The sequence below is a fragment of the Enterobacter sp. AC1 genome (genome assembly GCF_050434705.1).
Classification (GTDB): domain Bacteria; phylum Pseudomonadota; class Gammaproteobacteria; order Enterobacterales; family Enterobacteriaceae; genus Enterobacter; species Enterobacter cloacae_L.
In genome coordinates, this window is the sequence record NZ_JBNDIZ010000001.1 from 666,782 (window position 1) to 683,956 (window position 17,175).

Sequence of the window (17,175 nt, forward strand, 5' to 3'; positions counted from 1 at the left end):
CCATTATTATCAGACTTATTTCGCGCAGAAAGGCGCGTCTTTTTTTAACTCAAATCGGGCAATTTCTCGGCGGCGCTTTTTTCAATTCCAATAAGCGGCATAAGATTATCTATCGCAGCTGCGTAATTAATCGCCGAGCTCCAGCCATCATATTCAGCCATTATTTTCGCCGAGGTGGCTTGCCATACATCCTGCTCAACGCTGAGCAGATCGTTAATGCTCCGCTTGCTCAGGGTATATTCATTTTTATAGACAGCGCGGGCGCGTAACGCATTTTCAAGCTGTAACGTGCCGGCTTCCATTCTCCCGCGCGCACCCACCCAGTCGGCCTGCGCAACGGAGGCTTTTTGCAAAACATCAAATCGCGCCTGGTCGACCTGAGACGATGCCATGGCCCGCGCCCCTTCGGCCTGACGCACGCGTGCGGATACCGCGCCCCCCTGATACAGCGGCGCGTCAATATTGAGCTGTATCTGGTCGTCCCAGTATGACCGGTTATCCGACTCATAGCGGGTACGTCCTCCTTTGAGGCTTAGCGTGGGCCAGTGCTGAGATTTAGCCGTTTCCACACCATACTGCGCCGATCGCTCCATGTTCTGCGCCGCCATCACCGCCGGAATCGCGGCATAATCGATGCGGTTGAGCGAGTCTTGTTCGACGGCAAGCGTCTCCGGCACCGGGGCGTACCTGTCAGCCTGCATACCGGTCAACACCGCAAGCCTGGCGCGGGCGCTGCTGAGCGCGGCGTTATATTGCGCAACCGTTGCCTGCATTCCAGCGATACGCGTGCGGGTCTGGAGCTCATCGGAAGTGGAGCTCACGCCGGCATCCGCGCGGAGCGTGGCCAGCTGCTCAACGTTTTTCAGCGCCTGAACGTTTTCTTTCGCTGCCTGTAGCAGATCGCTATAGCGTTTCACTTCCACATAGCTGAGGGCCGTTTTCTCCGCCACATCAGACAGCGTGCTCATTAGCTGGAAACGGTAGCTATCACGCTGAGCCGTAGACTCACTGATACTGTTGTTGGTCTTGCCAAAATCGTAGACCAGCTGGGTCAGGCTCAACCCCCAGGCCGCTGAATTTCGCAGCGATCCGCTGGAATCTGTCGTCTGACTGTGGCCCGTACTGCCGTTTAAGGATATTTGCGGCATCCAGCCACTGCGCGCTTCATCTATTTGTGCCTGACCTATTCCCAGCCGGGCAGCCTGTTGGCTCACCGACGGATCGCGATCGATGGCAAAAAGAATGCTCTCCTTTAACGTAATCGAGGCAACCGGAGCAAAGCCAGACTCACCGATATTGGCGGTAGCCATATTCATGGCCAGAGAAAATAACGCCAGCGCAGCTGGAAATCTGATTAACATATAATGTCGAAATATAGTCATTTTATCTCTTTACTCTGAGTGAGGCTCAAACACGTAACCCAAAAGAGGTATGGATAATCAGACAAATATCTTTTTTATCTCCCGCGTCGAATTTCAGATATAAGCTTCCCTGCCCATTTCCACAGAAAATGAGAATCAGCCGAAGCCCTATATGAATTTAGGAATTTACTTACTTTTTAATCTGGTTCGCAGCATAACAAAATGTGGTATAGGCAACTACACCCATAATGTTAATGTGGTGTTACAAATAAGAAAAATGATGCGGTTTCTGAACAAATCCACTTAAGATGCATTTCAAATAAAATAAATAAAGTCATTGTTATCTAAATTAAATTTCAAAATCGGCAGGTGTACATATTTGCGTTAATTTCAATGCGGGTCAGACACAAAGATTTTCAAAGAACTGTCAACTTACGTAATTAGCCTCTCATTTGCGATATTAAATCTCAAATAATTACATAACAGCGAAATTTAACTTCAAAATTAAATTTTAATATGGATTTTTATACTTAATTCAGTCGTTATGATGGTTATTTAGCCCAAATAGCTTAGAAAAACATAACATTAACATTGTGGTTCACATTCCAAAACGCATTAATGATACTTGATCAATATAATTTTAATAATCACTCAGTGGACATTTTCTCCTGCACGCCCTTCTCTGACGCCGAGTTGTGCTTCCTTCTGCGGCAAAATGCTGTATTATGCAAATTATTGCGACATTCTGCAGGATTACAGCCCCATGCACAAAACCGCACGTCAACGCTACGTCCTGGACATCCTCAGCGAGCAAGGTCAGGCCAGCATTACCGAACTGGCAGAGAAGCTTCAGGTCTCAGCGGATACCATCCGTCGGGATCTGACCGATCTGGAAAACCAGGGCCTCGCGCAGAAGAACCACGGCGGGGCCATCGCGCTGAATCTTTCCGCCATGAATCGTCAGGGCCGCAATACGCTGCTGCCGGATGCCAAACAGCGTTTAGGAAAACAGGTCGCACAGCAGGTTCCCCCGGGCTCTACCCTGTTTCTGGATGCCGGAAGCACGGTGATGGCGGTCGCCACCTTTCTTAAGGGGCCGCTTAATGTCATTACCCCTTCCCTGGATATCGCCCAGCATTTTAGCGACCGGGAAGATATTGAGCTGATCCTGCTCGGCGGGAAGTGGGACCAAAAGCAGCGCCTGTTTGCCGGAAGCGCCACCTTGTCGCTGCTGTCCCGGTATCGCGCAGATATTGCCATTCTCGGGGCGTGCGCCATTCATGCCGAGCTCGGCCTGAGTGCCGGTAAAGAAGCGGACGCCGAGGTTAAACGCGCAATGCTCGCCGCCAGCCGTGAGCGCTGGATTGTCGCCGACCACCTGAAAGTCAACCGCTGCGAACCGTATCTGGTTTCCGGGTTATCCACCCTTCAACAACTCTTTTTAGATCGTCCCTGGCCCGAGCTTGGGGACCATAGCGCACTGCAGGTCACGGTGTGCGCGCAATAACGTGGAGAAGGTCATGAGTAAAGTTCAAACAATCAACGTTGGGCTGATCGGGTATGGATTTGTGGGTAAAACCTTCCATGCTCCGCTGCTCCAGTCCGTGGACGGGCTTAAGCTGGCCGTCGTCTCTTCCCGGGATGAAGAGAAGGTCAAACGCGATCTTCCGGACGTACAGGTGGTGGCGACCCCGGAAGAGGCCATTCAGCATCCTGATATCGATTTGGTGGTGATCGCCTCCCCCAACGCGACGCACGCCCCGCTGGCGACGCTCGCCCTCAACGCAGGCAAACACGTGGTCGTAGATAAGCCTTTTACTCTCGAAATGCAGGAAGCCCGCGACCTGATCGCGCTGGCGGATGAAAAGCAGCTTCTGCTTTCCGTCTTTCACAACCGCCGCTGGGACAGCGATTTCCTCGGCATTAAGCAGATAATCGAGCAAGGCACGATCGGCAAGGTTAAGCACCTGGAGTCGCATATTGACCGCTTCCGCCCGGAAGTCCGCGTGCGCTGGCGCGAGCAGAATGTCCCGGGGAGCGGCCTGTGGTTTGATCTGGGCCCTCACCTGATCGACCAGACGCTGCAGCTCTTTGGCCTGCCGCAGTCGGTGCAGGGGAATATCGCAACGCTGCGCGACGGCGCGGAAATTAACGACTGGGCGCACGTTGTCTTAAACTACCCGGAGCACAAGGTTATTCTTCACGCCAGCATGCTGGTGGCTGGCGGTACGGCACGCTTTACCGTCCACGGGGACAAGGGCAGCGTGGTGAAGGCCAGAATCGACCAGCAGGAAGCGCAGCTGCTCTCAGGCGTTATTCCCGGCAGTGAAGCCTGGGGCGAAGACAGCGACAGTATGGTGTTCTATGGGGCTGACGGCGCGCCGCAGACGATTGCCACGCCGAAAGGGGATCAGCGCCAGTATTACATCAACGTGCGCGATGCGTTACGTGGGGAAATTACCAATCCTGTCCACCCTGTTGAGGCATTAGCGGTGATGGCCGTGCTGGAGGCGGCGGTGAAATCGTCGGAGAACGGGACAACGCAGCCGCTGGCGTTAACGGCTGAAGAGCGTGCTCTGCTGCGTTAAAGAACAAGCCGGGTGGCACAGCGCCACCCGGAAAGCGTTAAAGACTACTGACGCTTTTTCGGCATCATGCGCAGGAGGGTATTATCTTTCCAGAAGTAGTGATGCATCAGCGCCGCCGCCGCGTGCAGACCAATCACAAAATAGCCCAGGTTCGCCAGCGTCTCGTGCCACTCTTTTAGCGTATCCACCAGGTCAAAATTGGACTCCGCCGCATGCGGCATCACCAGGCCAAAAGCAAACCAGTCGCTGCCCCGGTTGTACATCATCACAATGCCAATCAGCGGCAGCGCAATAAACAGCAGATACACCACCAGATGCCCCAGATGAGACATGCCCGTTACCATGGCTTTCGGCTTCGGTTGAATCGGCGGCGCGCGGAATTTCAGGCGCACCAGCAGACGCGTCACCATCAGCACCAGAATGCTGATACCGCACGAGACGTGGATCATGTTGATCGCCGGACGGGCGGTGCGCGGGAAGAAACCTCTGAACTCCATGGCGCAGTAGGCGACGATGATTAACAGAAACACCAGCCAGTGGATGCCAATTTGCAGGCTTGTATATTTAGTGCGCATGAGATTTTCCGATTAATAACAGTAACCGCGCCAACATAATCCCCTTTCCTTAAAAATTCATTAACTTTTCTGTATGGTTTTTCAAATACTTCCCCCCCGCATGAATCATCTTCAATTGCCGCCCTGTCCGTCATGGTCTAAGCCTGGATGAGTTCAAACTGTCGCATCGACACGTTTACAGGAGAACCCCATGAGTAAAATTGGTATTAACGGATTTGGACGCATCGGACGCCTTGTACTGCGTCGCCTTCTTGAAACCCATGACAGCAACACCGTCGTCGCCATCAACGACCTCACCTCGCCCAAAGTGCTGGCCTATCTGCTGAGGCATGATTCAAACTACGGAGGCTTCCCGTGGAGCGTGGATTTCACCGAAGACGCGTTGATTGTGGATGGCAAAACGATCGCGGTATACGCCGAAAAAGAGGCCAAACATATTCCGTGGAAAACCGCAGGCGTGGATATCGTCGTTGAATGCACCGGTTTTTATACCTCTGAAGAGAAATCCCGAGCGCATCTGGATGCGGGCGCCAAAAAAGTGCTGATCTCCGCGCCTGCTGGTGAGATGAAAACCATTGTGTTTAACGTGAATGACGACACCATTGACGCCGGTGACACCATCATATCCGTCGCCTCCTGCACCACCAACTGCCTCGCCCCGCTGGCAAAAGCCCTGCACGACGCCTTTGAAATTAAAGTCGGCACCATGACCACCATTCACGCCTATACCGGTACGCAGGCGCTGGTGGATGGCCCACGCGGGAAAGATCTTCGTGCCTCGCGCGCGGCGGCAGAGAACATCATTCCCCACACCACGGGTGCCGCGAAAGCCATTGGCCTCGTGATCCCAGCCCTCAGCGGCAAGCTGAAAGGCCACGCCCAGCGCGTGCCGGTGAAAACGGGTTCGGTGACCGAGCTGGTGGCGATTCTTGGCAAGAAAGTGACCGTTGAGGAGATCAATGCCGCACTGAAAAAAGCGACCCAGGGCAATAAATCTTTTGGCTATACCGATGAAGAGATTGTGTCGTCGGATGTCATCGGCTCGCATTACGGTTCAGTGTTTGACGCCACGCAGACGGAGGTCAGCGAAGCTGGCGATCTGCAGCTGGTGAAGGCCGTTGCCTGGTACGACAACGAGTATGGTTTCGTCACGCAGTTGGTGCGGACGCTGGATAAGTTTGCGGCGCTGTGATTTTCTTCCCCCCTCTCCCCAAAGGGGCGAGGGGAATGCTACATTCTCAGATGATTTTTCGCGCCACCTTCAGGACCGGATCCTGCTGCAGCTGTTTCCATGCGGCGGTGACGGCCTCAGGAAAGTCAACGTGAGCAATAAAATCCCGTCCGGCAGGACCATAACCGTTAGCGTCATCATGCAGACGCGGCAGCTCCCCCATAATCAGTGAAAGATAACGGTCAATGGGCCATAGTCCAGTGTTGCCCTCGCTAAATTCCAAGCCATCCTTTCCGTTTTGCAGGGTCGGGGTAAACCCAGGATGGCTGACCCACTCTGGCGAAACGGGTTCGTCCCGGCATACGCGAGCAAACGTTGCCATCGTGCGGCGCTGCATGGTCGGGTCCTGCACCACCAGCACCCGCCCGGACGTTCGATGGTACTGTTTCAGCATGTTCCAGCTGAAGCGCGCGTTTTCACCGCAGTTGGTAGATTGCTCCTCAACCCACAGATGCGCCTCGGGGATCTGCCAGAACTCCCGCGCAATGTCGGCAAGAATGCTCGCTTCAGCCCGCTCTTTGACCTGAACGGTGTGATAACGCGGATGACTGCCGATGGCTGCGTATAAAAAGGAGGTCGAATGCCCGATGCCGCCGCTAATCAGAAGCGGTACGTTTTTCCCTGAGGCAATACGGCAGGCCGCGTCAATGGTTGGGATCGCCGCGTTCCCTGCCAGGATCACCGTATCGACTTCCGGGATTGGACAGGTCGCACTCAGGTCATCCTGTGCCAGCCATTCACCGACAGTATTGATGGCCGCCAACGTGACATCCGGCAGGATGGGAAAATGGGGCTGAACCATGGTGAACTCCTCACGTTGTTGAATCGCCGAATTTATCATTTTTCTGAAATAACCAGAAACATCCAAAAGTCATCGGGTTGCACCTGCCTATTATGCTTTTGATTTTCAGCCTTACAAAACATTGTATTGTTCAGGCGTCATGAAAAAGCACCCAGCGCTGCTTATTTCACCGTGATCTGACCAGTTTTATCCCCCCTGCGCTTGCCAAAAGCAACATCCAACCCTAAGTTGCTTAACAATTTCACAACCTTTTCATCATCGCAGGTTGCACCTGAAGCGCGCCAGGTGACACCTCTCTCATCATCAACGTGGCGGGGTTTCAGGTCATGACAGAACATGAAAGTACGACAACGGTATTACGAAAAAATAAAAAAGTGTTAATCGCCAGCCTTACCGGGAGCGCCATTGAATGGTTTGACTATTTTCTCTACGGTACGGCGGCCGCGCTGGTCTTCAATAAGATCTTTTTCCCGATGGTCGATCCGGTGATCGGACTCATACTCTCTTATCTCTCTTTCTCATTAACCTTCTTTATCCGCCCCATTGGCGGGGTACTTTTCGCCCACATTGGCGACCGCATCGGACGGAAAAAAACCCTTGTGCTGACCCTCTCTTTGATGGGAGGTGCAACCGTTATGATTGGCCTGCTGCCCACGTATGAGATGATTGGCCTGTGGGCACCCGCTCTGCTGATCCTGATGCGCATCATTCAGGGGATGGGCATCGGCGGCGAATGGGGCGGCGCGCTGTTGCTGGCCTATGAATACGCGCCAGAAAAACGTAAGGGCTTCTTCGGCAGTATTCCGCAGGCGGGCGTCACTATCGGCATGCTGATGGCAACCTTTATGGTTTCTCTGATGACCCTGTTCAGTGAGGCGGATTTCCTCTCCTGGGGCTGGCGAATTCCGTTCCTGATGAGCTCGGTGCTGGTATTCATCGGCCTATGGATCCGTAAAGATATTGACGAAACGCCTGATTTTCAGAAAGTCAAAGCGTCCGGTCAGGTGGCTAAAGCCCCCTTACGCGATACGTTGAAGCATCACTGGCGCGAAGTGCTGATCGCCGCCGGTTTAAAAGTCGTGGAAACCGCTCCGTTCTATATTTTCTCAACGTTCGTGGTGAGCTATGCCACCAGCACGCTGAGCTATCAGAAATCGCAGGCGCTGGAAGCCGTGACGCTGGGGGCCCTGGTGGCCACCGTTTTGATCCCGTTAATGGGGCTGCTTTCGGATAAAGTTGGCCGCCAGCGTATGTATGCCACCAGCGTCTTCATCCTGGGTTTGTTTATCGTACCGTGGTTTATGCTGCTCAATACCGGTACAACCTGGGGCATAGTCCTTGCGACGGTCATCGCCTTTGGCGTGTTATGGGCCCCTGTCACGGCGGTACTCGGCACCCTGTGCTCCGAAATTTTTAGTGCTAACGTGCGCTACACCGGCATTACTCTTGGTTATCAGCTGGGTGCCGCGCTGGCAGGCGGTACAGCGCCGCTGATTGCGACAGGACTGCTGGCAAAATACGACGGCGACTGGGTTCCGGTGGCCTGGTATCTTGCCGTCACGGTGGTCATTTCCTTAATCGCGATTCTTTGCGCCAGCCGCGTTAAGCGAGTCTCCATCATGCAGGCGCAGCCCGAACAACGCTGACCGTTCCCGGCCCGACTTTCGGGCCGCTCTTTTTCCTTACACTTTCCTTTCAACATTTGATTAACATGCATAAATCATATTCACTTGAATTATGATTTGCGGCAGACGTAGAATCGCGTGCCTGCTAATTTTTCAATTTTTTCAAAGGTAAACAACGTAATGCGCCTGCCCGAACGCGATCCTTATGCTCCTCGCGAGTGGCAGCCACATGAGAAGCCCGCTCTGCTGGGCTCCCCCTCCACTCCGGAACATTCCACGCCAAAGCGGATCGCTTACGGCGTCGTTGGCCTGCTGGTCTGCCTGACGGGAGCCCTGGGGAATGCGGTCGTCACCGCCAACCTGCAAAATTTGCAGGGGACCTTCGGCGCCTGGTCAACGGAAATTGCCTGGCTGCCGGCAGTCTATGTTATGACCAACATCTCCATTAACCTGCTGCTGGTTAAGTTTCGCCAGCAGTACGGTCTGCGCGCCTTCACCGAAGGTTTTCTGGTGCTGTACGTGCTGGTCACCTTTTTCCACCTGTTCGTTAACGACCTGAGCTCGGCGCTGATGGTACGCGCCGCGCACGGGATGGTGGCCGCCGCGCTCAGCTCGTTGGGGATTTACTATCAGATCCAGGCCTGGCCGGCGAAGCATCGCCTGAAGGCGCTGACCATTGGCATCACCGGATCGTCGCTCGCCATCCCGCTGGCCCGCCTTTTCTCAACCGAACTGCTGCAGCTGGACGAGTGGCGCGGGCTCTATTTCTTCGAGCTGGGGCTGGCGCTGATCTCCCTGGCCTGCGTGATCGCCTTAAAGCTGCCGCCGGGCGACCGGCGTAAGGTCTTTGAGAAAAAAGACTTTATCACCTTCTTTTTGATGGCCCCGGGAATGGCCCTGCTCTGCGCCGTGCTCTCTTTAGGCCGTCTTGACTGGTGGTTCGAGGCGGCGTGGATCGGCTGGTCCCTGGCGCTATCGCTGATACTCATTGTGGCGGCCATCGTCTTTGAACATAACCGCACCAACCCGCTGCTAAACACCCGCTGGCTGTCGAGCGGCAGCATCGTTCGTCTGGGGCTGATCATGCTGCTGATCCGTATCGTTCTGGCGGAGCAAAACACCGGCGTCATCGGCTGGCTGCAGTACGTCGGGTTACAGAACGAACAGATGACGCATCTGGCGTGGTCCATTTTCGCCGGGATCGTCTGCGGGATCGTCACCAGCTGTCTGACCATCAAGCCGACGAAACTGGCGTGGCCGATAATCACCTCGCTGGCGCTGATGATTGTTGCCTCGCTGCTCGACAGCCAGTCCAATAACCTGACCCGGCCGGATCAGCTGATGCTAAGCCAGTTCCTGCTGGGCTTCGGCAGCGCCTTCTTCCTGGCGCCCGCCATGCTGGCCGCCATTGGCGGGGTGATCGCCGACCCGCGTAACCTGGTCAGCTTCTCGGTGATGTTTGGCATGAGCCAGAACCTCGGCGGCCTGCTGGGCTCCGCTATCCTCGGCACCTTCCAGACCTGGCGCGAGAAGTACCACTCCAGCCTGCTGGCGGACCAGCTCACCACGCTGAATCCGCTGGTCAACGAGCGGATTCAGCTTTATACCCAGATGTACAAAAGCCTGATTGGCGATAGCGCGCTGCTGGGCACCCAGGCGATAACCCAGCTGCAAACGGTCACCGCGCTGGAGGCGAATATTCTGGCTTATAACGATACTTATCTTCTGACGGCAAGTATCGCTGCCGCCACGCTGGTCTGGATTTTATGGCGCTTGCTGCGCCTGCGCATTACTGCCCGTATGGCGCTGAAGAACGCCACCGGCAACAAATAATTGAAATAGTTCTGGAGAGTTTATGAGTCAGCAGGATGCCGCCAAAGAGCAGGCCAACACCCGCAAAAATGTGCGCATTGTTTCCGTTTTCACCGCCGCTGCCATCGGTATTGTCGGCGTACTGGCGATCCTATACGCATGGCAGCTTCCGCCGTTCACCCGCCACGCGCAGTTTACCGACAACGCCTACGTGCGCGGCCAGACGACGTTTATCAGCCCGCAGGTCAACGGCTACATTACTGAGGTGAATGTTCAGGACTTTGTGCAGGTTAAAAAAGGCGACCTGCTGATGCAGATCGATGACCGTATCTATCGTCAGCGGGTGCATCAGGCCGAGGCGCAGCTGGCGATGAAAATTGCCGCCCTGAATAACAACCTGCAGCAGCGTAAAAGCGCTGAGGCCGTCATCGCAAAAAATGACGCCGCGCTGAAAAATGCCCGCGCCCAGAGCCTGAAAACCCAGGCGGATTTAAAGCGGGTAAAAGAGCTGACGTCAGATGGCTCGCTCTCCATTCGCGAACGCGACGCGGCGCTGGCCAGCGCAGCCCAGGGCAGCGCGGATATCGACCAGGCGAAAGCCGCGCTCGAGATGTCGCGTCAGGATCTCCAGACGGTGATTGTGAACCGCGGTGCGCTGGAAGCGGATGTAGAAAACGCTAAGGCGGCGCTGGAGCTGGCGCAGATCGACCTGCAAAACACGCGTATCGTGGCCCCGCGCGACGGCCAGCTCGGCCAGATTGCCGTACGTCTCGGGGCGTATGTGACCGCCGGGACCCACCTCACCACTCTTGTGCCCCCTCAGCACTGGGTGATCGCCAATATTAAAGAGACCCAGCTCGCGGAGCTGCGCGTCGGACAGCCGGTGAAATTCACCGTCGATGCCCTCAATAACAAAGCGTATCAGGGCCGCGTGGAGAGTATCTCTCCGGCGACCGGCGTTGAATTCAGCGCCATCACGCCGGATAACGCCACCGGTAACTTTGTCAAAATCGCCCAGCGTATTCCGGTACGCATTGAGGTGCTCGGCAAGCCAGAGGCGTCCGCGCTGCTGCGTCCGGGCATGTCGGTGCAGGTGACCATTGATACGCGGGAGGCGAAGCAATGACCCTTCGCCCGATAGCCGCGCTGGTGGTGGCGGTCATGCTGGCCGGCTGCCAGTCCGTCGATGTCAAACCGGCGCAGCCGACGCTGCAAATCCCCACGCAGTGGCGCGCCGCCTCAGGCCCTGCCAGCCCGACGGAGCAGCTCTGGTGGCGCAATTTTCATGACAACAATCTGAACCGCTACGTGGACCAGGCGCTCGGGCATAACAGCGATGTCCTGATCGCCCGCGAACGGATAAACGAGTATCAGGCGCGGGTCTTTGCGGCCGACGGCAGCCTGTTCCCCTCGCTCGACGCGGGCGTAACGGGGACGCGCGCCCGTTCGCAATCCGCCGCAACCGGTCTGCCGGTCTACGGCACGCTGTACAGAGGAAGCCTGACGGCAAGCTATGACGTTGATATCTGGGGCGTCAACCGCAGCACCTCCCGCGCTGCCGAAGCCTCGCTGGAGGCGCAAAAAGCCGCCGCAGGCGCCGCGGATTTAACCGTCGCCTCGTCCGTGGCATCCGGGTATGTCACCCTGCTTTCGCTTGATGAACAGCTGCGCGTGACCCAGTCCACGCTGAAATCGCGCGAAGAGGCTTTTAACCTCGCGAAACGCCAGTTTGAGACGGGCTACAGCTCCCGCCTGGAGCTGATGCAATCGGATTCCGAACTCCGCTCAACCCGGGCGCAGGTTCCGGTGCTGCAGCACCAGATTGCACAGCAGGAGAATGCCCTGAGCCTGCTGCTGGGAAGCAACCCGGGCAACGTGGCGCGCAGCGAAAGCTTTGCGGCGCTGACGCCGCTGAAGCTGCCGTCGCTGCTGCCTTCTACGCTTCTGAACCGCCGGCCGGATATCGTGCAGGCCGAGCGACAGCTGGTGGCCGCGGACGCTTCGCTTGCCGCGTCGCGCGCCAGCCTGCTGCCGTCGATCAACCTGACCGCAACCGGATCGATTCAGGATCGTACCCTTTCAGGCCTGCTGGACAACCCGCTTCAGCTCTGGAGCGCAGGGGGAAGTCTTCTCGCCCCGCTCCTTAACCGCCAGGCGCTCAATGCGCAGGTGGATATTTCGCAGTCCCAGCGTAACCAGGCGCTGTACAGCTACGAGAAAACCGTGCGTAACGCGTTTGCCGAAGTGAACAACAGCCTTGATGCCATTACGCGCTATCAGGAACAGCTGACGGAGCTGCTTGCCCAGCAGGATGTGGCCCAGGAGACGCTGCGCATTGCGCAGAATCGCTATCGCAACGGCTATTCATCCTACCTGGACGTGCTGGACGCGCAGCGCACGCTGTTCTCGGTCCAGACCAGCGTCGTGCAGGTGAAAAATAACCTGCTGCTGGCGCAGATTGATTTGTATAAAGCGCTGGGCGGCGGCTGGGCCAGTGCCTGAAAACCTGCCCGGTGGCGCTTATTCCTAAGGAGTCACGCTATGCAACAACAGTGGTCTGCAGTCGATAATTTCATGATTTCTTCGCTTATTCCTGAAGATGACGTACTGAGTCAGGTCCTGGAAAACAACAAGCGCGCCGGGCTGCCCGAACACGACGTTGCGGCTAATCAGGGGCAGCTGCTGGCGCTGTTCGTGCGCATGACGCAGGCGCGGCGCGTTCTTGAGATCGGCACGCTGGGTGCTTACAGCTCCATCTGGATGGCGCGCGCGCTGCCGCCGGACGGAAAGCTGATCACGCTGGAGGCCGATCCCACGCATGCCGACGTTGCGCGCCAGAATATCCACCTCGCGGGGCTGAATGAGCGCATTGAACTGATTGAAGGGCCGGCCCTGAACTCTCTTGAGAATTTCGGTAACGTTCCGCCGTTCGACCTGATCTTTATTGATGCCGATAAGCCAAACAATCCCGGCTATCTGGAGTGGGCGCTGCACTATTCCCGTCCAGGGACGTTGATCATCGGCGATAACGTGGTGCGCGAAGGAGAAGTGGTTAACGGGCAAAGCGACGACGCGCGCGTGCAGGGCGTGCGTCGGTTTATCGAGATGATTGGGGATAACCCGCGCCTAACCGCCACCGCGCTGCAAACGGTGGGGGTTAAGGGTTGGGATGGGTTTACGCTGGCGATAGTGAACGGGTGAGGCCTGTGCGGCCTGATGCCCTCACCCCAGCCCTCTCCCACAGGGAGAGGGAGAAAACCGGGGTTTAAGCGGAAACCTGCTCCATCGCCTGCAGAATGCGCTTATCCGAAATCGGATACGGCGTACCGAGCTGCTGGGCAAAGAAGCTGACGCGCAGCTCCTCGATCATCCAGCGGATCGCCTGAACGTCTTCATCGTCGCGGCGCGCTGGCGGCAGCTTGTTAAGCCACTGCTGCCACGCCTGCTGCACGCTTTCCACTTTCAGCATCTGCGCGCGATCGCGGTGCGGATCGATGGCCATTTTCTCCAGACGTTTTTCAATTGCCTGCAGATAGCGCAGCGTATCGCCGAGACGGTTGAAGCCGTTGCCGGTGACAAAGCCGCGATACACCAGCCCCGCCATCTGCGCCTTCACGTCCGACAGCCCCAGCGCCATGGTCATATCCACGCGCCCTTTCAGGCGCTTGTTGATGTTGAACACGGCGGTGAGGATCTGCTCAACCTGTTTGGCAATCTCCACCACAGTATCGTTCAGCTCCGCGCGCACCTTTTCATGAAGCTGTGCAAAGCCCTCTTCCGTCCAGACCGGGCCGCCCGCCTCGTGGATGAGTTTGTCCACGCCGCAGGAGATGCAGTCGTCAATCAGATCCAGCACCTTGCCGTACGGGTTAAAGTACAGCCCCAGCTTGGCTTTGTTCGGCAGCTTCTCGTGCAGATACTTGATCGGCGACGGGATGTTGAGCAGCAGCAGGCGACGCAGCCCGCGCCACATCATCTGCTGCTGTTCCTGCGGGTTATCAAACAGCCGGATCGCCACGCTGTCGCGCTCGTCCACCAGCGCCGGCCAGGCTTTGACCTTATAGTTGCCGCGCTTCTGCTCGTAGCTTTCCGGAAGCTGACCAAAGCTCCAGATGTGCAGCCCGCTCTGCTCAATGCCGTCATCCGCCACGGCGGATAAGGTCTCCTGAACTTTGCCTTTCAGCGCCTCTTTCAGCTCGCTCAGGGATCGCCCTTCCAGCAGCTTTTTGCTTTTATCGTCCACCACGCGGAAGCTGATTTTCAGGTGATCGGGCACCTGATCCCAGTTCCAGTCATCGCGGTCAATCGTGGTGCCGGTCATGCGGCGGAACTCGCGCTCCAGCGCATCCAGCAGCGGCAGCTCCAGCGGCGTGACGCGGCCTAAAAAGGCTTCTGCATAGTTTGGCGCGGGAACAAAGTTACGGCGCACCGGTTTCGGCAGGGATTTGATCAGCGCAATCACCAGCTCGCGGCGCAGGCCTGGGATCTGCCACTCAAACCCGCTCTCATCCACCTGGTTCAGCAGCGGCAGCGGAATGTGAACGGTCACGCCATCCGCGTCGGCCCCCGGCTCAAACTGATAGGTCAAACGCAGCTTGAGGTTGCCCTGATGCCAGAAGTTCGGGTAGTCGAGCTTGCTGACCGACTCCGCTCCCTCTTTAATCAGCATGCTCTTTTCGAAGTTGAGCAGGTCCGGCGTCTCTTTGCTGGCCTTCTTCCACCAGCTGTCAAAGTGGCGGGCGGAGATCGCTTCGTGGCTGATGCGCTGGTCGTAAAACTCAAACAGCGCCTCGTCGTCCACCAGAATGTCGCGGCGGCGGGACTTATGCTCAAGCTCTTCCACTTCGGCGCGCAGCTTCAGGTTTTCGCGGAAGAACGCGTGGCGCGTCTGCCAGTCGCCCTCCACCAGCGCGTGGCGGATAAACAGCTCGCGGCTGAGCGCCGGATCGATCTGGCTGTAGTTTACCTTACGCGCGGCCACCACCGGCAGGCCGTAAACCGTCACCTTCTCGGTTGCCATCACCGCGCCCTGCGCGCGCTCCCAGTGCGGCTCGCTGTACGAACGCTTCAGCAGGTGCTGTGCCACCGGCTCGACCCATTCCGGATCGATACGCGCGGCGATGCGTCCCCACAGGCGGCTGGTTTCCACCAGCTCCGCGACCATGGTCCATTTCGGCGGCTTCTTAAATAAGCCGGAACCCGGGAAGATGGAGAAACGGGCGTTGCGCGCGCCGGTATACTCCTGCTTCTCTGCATCCTTCATCCCAATGTGGGACAACAGGCCGGTCAGGAGTGCGATATGCACTTCGCGGTACTCCGCCGGCTCGCTGTTGACCGGAATCCCCAGCTCTTTCACCACCTGGCGAAGCTGGGTGTAGATATCCTGCCACTCGCGCACGCGCAGGTAGTTGAGAAAATCCACGCGGCACTGGCGGCGGAACTGGTTCGAGGAGAGCGCTTTCTGCTGCTCGCCGAGGTAGTTCCACAGGTTTACGAAGGCGAGGAAATCGGACTCTTTGTCGTGGAAGCGACGGTGCTTTTCGTCAGACGCCTGCTGTTTGTCCATCGGACGCTCGCGCGGGTCCTGAATGGAGAGCGCCGAGGTAATGATCATCGCCTCGCGCACACAGCCGTGCTTTTGCGCTTCCAGCACCATACGCGCCAGGCGCGGGTCGACCGGCAGCTGGCTGAGCTGGCGGCCCAGCGGCGTCAGCCTATAGACCGTCGCCTGCTCGTCGGTGGTAATGGCTCCGAGCTCTTCCAGCAGACGTACGCCGTCCTGAATGTTGCGTTTGTCCGGCGCTTCAACGAACGGAAACGCCGCGATGTCGCCCAGCCCCAGCGCGGTCATCTGCAGGATAACGGACGCGAGGTTGGTGCGCAGAATTTCCGGGTCGGTAAACTCCGGGCGCGACAGGAAATCGTCTTCGGAATAGAGGCGAATACAGATCCCTTCCGACACGCGGCCGCAGCGGCCTTTACGCTGGTTGGCGGACGCCTGAGAGACCGGCTCAATTGGCAGACGCTGGACCTTGGTGCGGTAGCTATAGCGGCTGATGCGCGCCGTGCCCGGGTCAATAACGTATTTGATCCCCGGCACGGTCAGCGAGGTTTCCGCCACGTTGGTCGCCAGCACAATGCGACGCCCGCCGTGCGGCTGGAAGACGCGGTTTTGCTCGCTGTTCGACAGACGGGCATACAGCGGCAGAATTTCGGTGTGGCGCAGGTCGCGCTTGCTAAGCGCGTCGGCGGTATCGCGGATTTCGCGCTCGCCGCTCATGAAGATCAGAATGTCGCCCGCGCTTTCGTTGCCCAGCTCGTCAACGGCATCAAAAATGGCCTGCAGCTGGTCGCGTTCGGTATCATCCGCCTCTTCAACAATCGGGCGATAGCGTACCTCCACGGGATACGTGCGTCCTGACACCTCGATAATCGGCGCATTGTTGAAATGCTTCGAGAAGCGCTCCGGATCGATGGTCGCGGAGGTGATGATGATTTTCAGATCCGGACGACGCGGCAGCAGCTCTTTCAGGTAGCCGAGCAGAAAGTCGATGTTCAGGCTACGCTCGTGCGCTTCGTCAATGATGATGGTGTCGTACTGCATCAGCAGGCGATCCTGCTGGATCTCCGCCAGCAGAATACCGTCGGTCATCAGCTTGACCATGGTGTTGTCGCTAACGTGGTCGCTGAATCGCACCTTATAACCGATGCAGCCGCCCGGCTCCGTCTGCAGCTCTTCGGCAATACGGTTCGCCACGGTACGCGCCGCCAGACGACGCGGCTGAGTGTGGCCAATCAGCCCTTTGATCCCGCGGCCGAGCTCCATGCAGATTTTCGGCAGCTGGGTGGTTTTCCCCGAACCGGTTTCGCCCGCGACAATCACCACCTGGTGGTCGCGCACGGCCTCGAGGATGTCCTGTTTCTTCTGGCTGACGGGCAGGTTTTCCGGGTAGGTAATCGCCGGACGCGCGGCTTCGCGCAGCACAACTTTCCCTGCCGCCTGTTCAATCTCTTTCGCCATCTCCTGGTAAATGGCCTGTTGTGCATCAGGATTTTTAACCTTCTTCACCCCGTGCAGACGGCGGGCGAAGCGCTGTTTATCGCGCAGCGTCAGAGAATCAAGCTGTTGCAGGAGCATCGGGAAGGTTAATTTTTGTTGTTCTGTCATAGCGTTAAAGGGC

12 protein-coding genes are annotated in these 17,175 nt (G+C 57.2%); 8 read left to right on the forward strand and 4 right to left on the reverse strand.

Annotation, left to right across the window (positions count from 1 at the left end; translation table 11 throughout):
• Positions 1 to 44: 44 nt before the first annotated feature.
• Positions 45 to 1,382, reverse strand: coding sequence for a TolC family outer membrane protein (locus M2433_RS03095; RefSeq protein ID WP_429052778.1), 1,338 nt, complete (start codon positions 1,380 to 1,382; stop codon positions 45 to 47).
• A 742-nt stretch (positions 1,383 to 2,124) separates the two neighbouring features.
• Here M2433_RS03095 and M2433_RS03100 point away from each other — a divergent pair.
• Together M2433_RS03100 and M2433_RS03105 are read left to right on the forward strand one after the other, a co-directional pair.
• Entirely contained in the window at positions 2,125 to 2,868 is a 744-nt protein-coding gene (locus M2433_RS03100) for a DeoR/GlpR family DNA-binding transcription regulator (protein ID WP_429052780.1), read from the forward strand.
• A gap of 13 nt (positions 2,869 to 2,881) precedes the next feature.
• Positions 2,882 to 3,949 carry an oxidoreductase gene (locus M2433_RS03105; RefSeq protein WP_429052782.1) on the forward strand — a complete coding sequence of 356 codons (1,068 nt, stop codon included), beginning with the start codon at positions 2,882 to 2,884 and terminating at the stop codon, positions 3,947 to 3,949.
• A 44-nt stretch (positions 3,950 to 3,993) separates the two neighbouring features.
• Here the strand turns inward: M2433_RS03105 and cybB are convergent, their stop codons facing one another.
• Positions 3,994 to 4,524 (reverse strand): cytochrome b561, encoded by a 531-nt coding sequence (gene cybB, locus M2433_RS03110; protein WP_429052784.1) that lies wholly within the window; start codon positions 4,522 to 4,524, stop codon positions 3,994 to 3,996.
• Positions 4,525 to 4,714: 190 nt separating this feature from the next.
• On the opposite strand from cybB, the gene gap reads away from it, so the two are divergent.
• Positions 4,715 to 5,716: a type I glyceraldehyde-3-phosphate dehydrogenase gene (gene gap / locus M2433_RS03115; RefSeq protein ID WP_429052786.1), complete on the forward strand. Its 1,002-nt coding sequence runs from the start codon at positions 4,715 to 4,717 to the stop codon at positions 5,714 to 5,716.
• Between the two features lie 46 nt (positions 5,717 to 5,762).
• On the opposite strand, the gene M2433_RS03120 is transcribed toward gap, so the two are convergent.
• Positions 5,763 to 6,557 (reverse strand): YdcF family protein, encoded by a 795-nt coding sequence (locus M2433_RS03120; protein ID WP_429052788.1) that lies wholly within the window; start codon positions 6,555 to 6,557, stop codon positions 5,763 to 5,765.
• A 326-nt stretch (positions 6,558 to 6,883) separates the two neighbouring features.
• Here M2433_RS03120 and M2433_RS03125 point away from each other — a divergent pair, with 326 nt between their 5' ends.
• The 5 genes from M2433_RS03125 to M2433_RS03145 all read left to right on the forward strand — a co-directional run bounded on the left by M2433_RS03125 (position 6,884) and on the right by M2433_RS03145 (position 13,195).
• A complete protein-coding gene (locus tag M2433_RS03125) occupies positions 6,884 to 8,203 on the forward strand; it encodes an MFS transporter (protein WP_429052790.1) in 1,320 nt (439 codons plus the stop codon).
• A gap of 159 nt (positions 8,204 to 8,362) precedes the next feature.
• Entirely contained in the window at positions 8,363 to 10,015 is a 1,653-nt protein-coding gene (locus tag M2433_RS03130; RefSeq protein WP_429052792.1) for an MFS transporter, read from the forward strand.
• Between the two features lie 22 nt (positions 10,016 to 10,037).
• Positions 10,038 to 11,120: an HlyD family secretion protein gene (locus M2433_RS03135; protein ID WP_429052794.1), complete on the forward strand. Its 1,083-nt coding sequence runs from the start codon at positions 10,038 to 10,040 to the stop codon at positions 11,118 to 11,120.
• On the forward strand, positions 11,117 to 12,496 hold the full coding sequence (locus tag M2433_RS03140) for an efflux transporter outer membrane subunit (protein WP_429052795.1): 1,380 nt from the start codon (positions 11,117 to 11,119) through the stop codon (positions 12,494 to 12,496). Before M2433_RS03135 ends, M2433_RS03140 begins: the two co-directional genes overlap by 4 nt.
• Positions 12,497 to 12,535: 39 nt before the next feature.
• Complete coding sequence (locus M2433_RS03145; protein ID WP_429052797.1) at positions 12,536 to 13,195, forward strand: O-methyltransferase; 660 nt, start codon at positions 12,536 to 12,538, stop codon at positions 13,193 to 13,195.
• Between the two features lie 64 nt (positions 13,196 to 13,259).
• Here M2433_RS03145 and hrpA read toward each other — a convergent pair whose 3' ends face one another.
• A complete protein-coding gene (gene hrpA / locus M2433_RS03150; protein ID WP_429052799.1) occupies positions 13,260 to 17,162 on the reverse strand; it encodes an ATP-dependent RNA helicase HrpA in 3,903 nt (1,300 codons plus the stop codon).
• Positions 17,163 to 17,175: the final 13 nt, after the last annotated feature.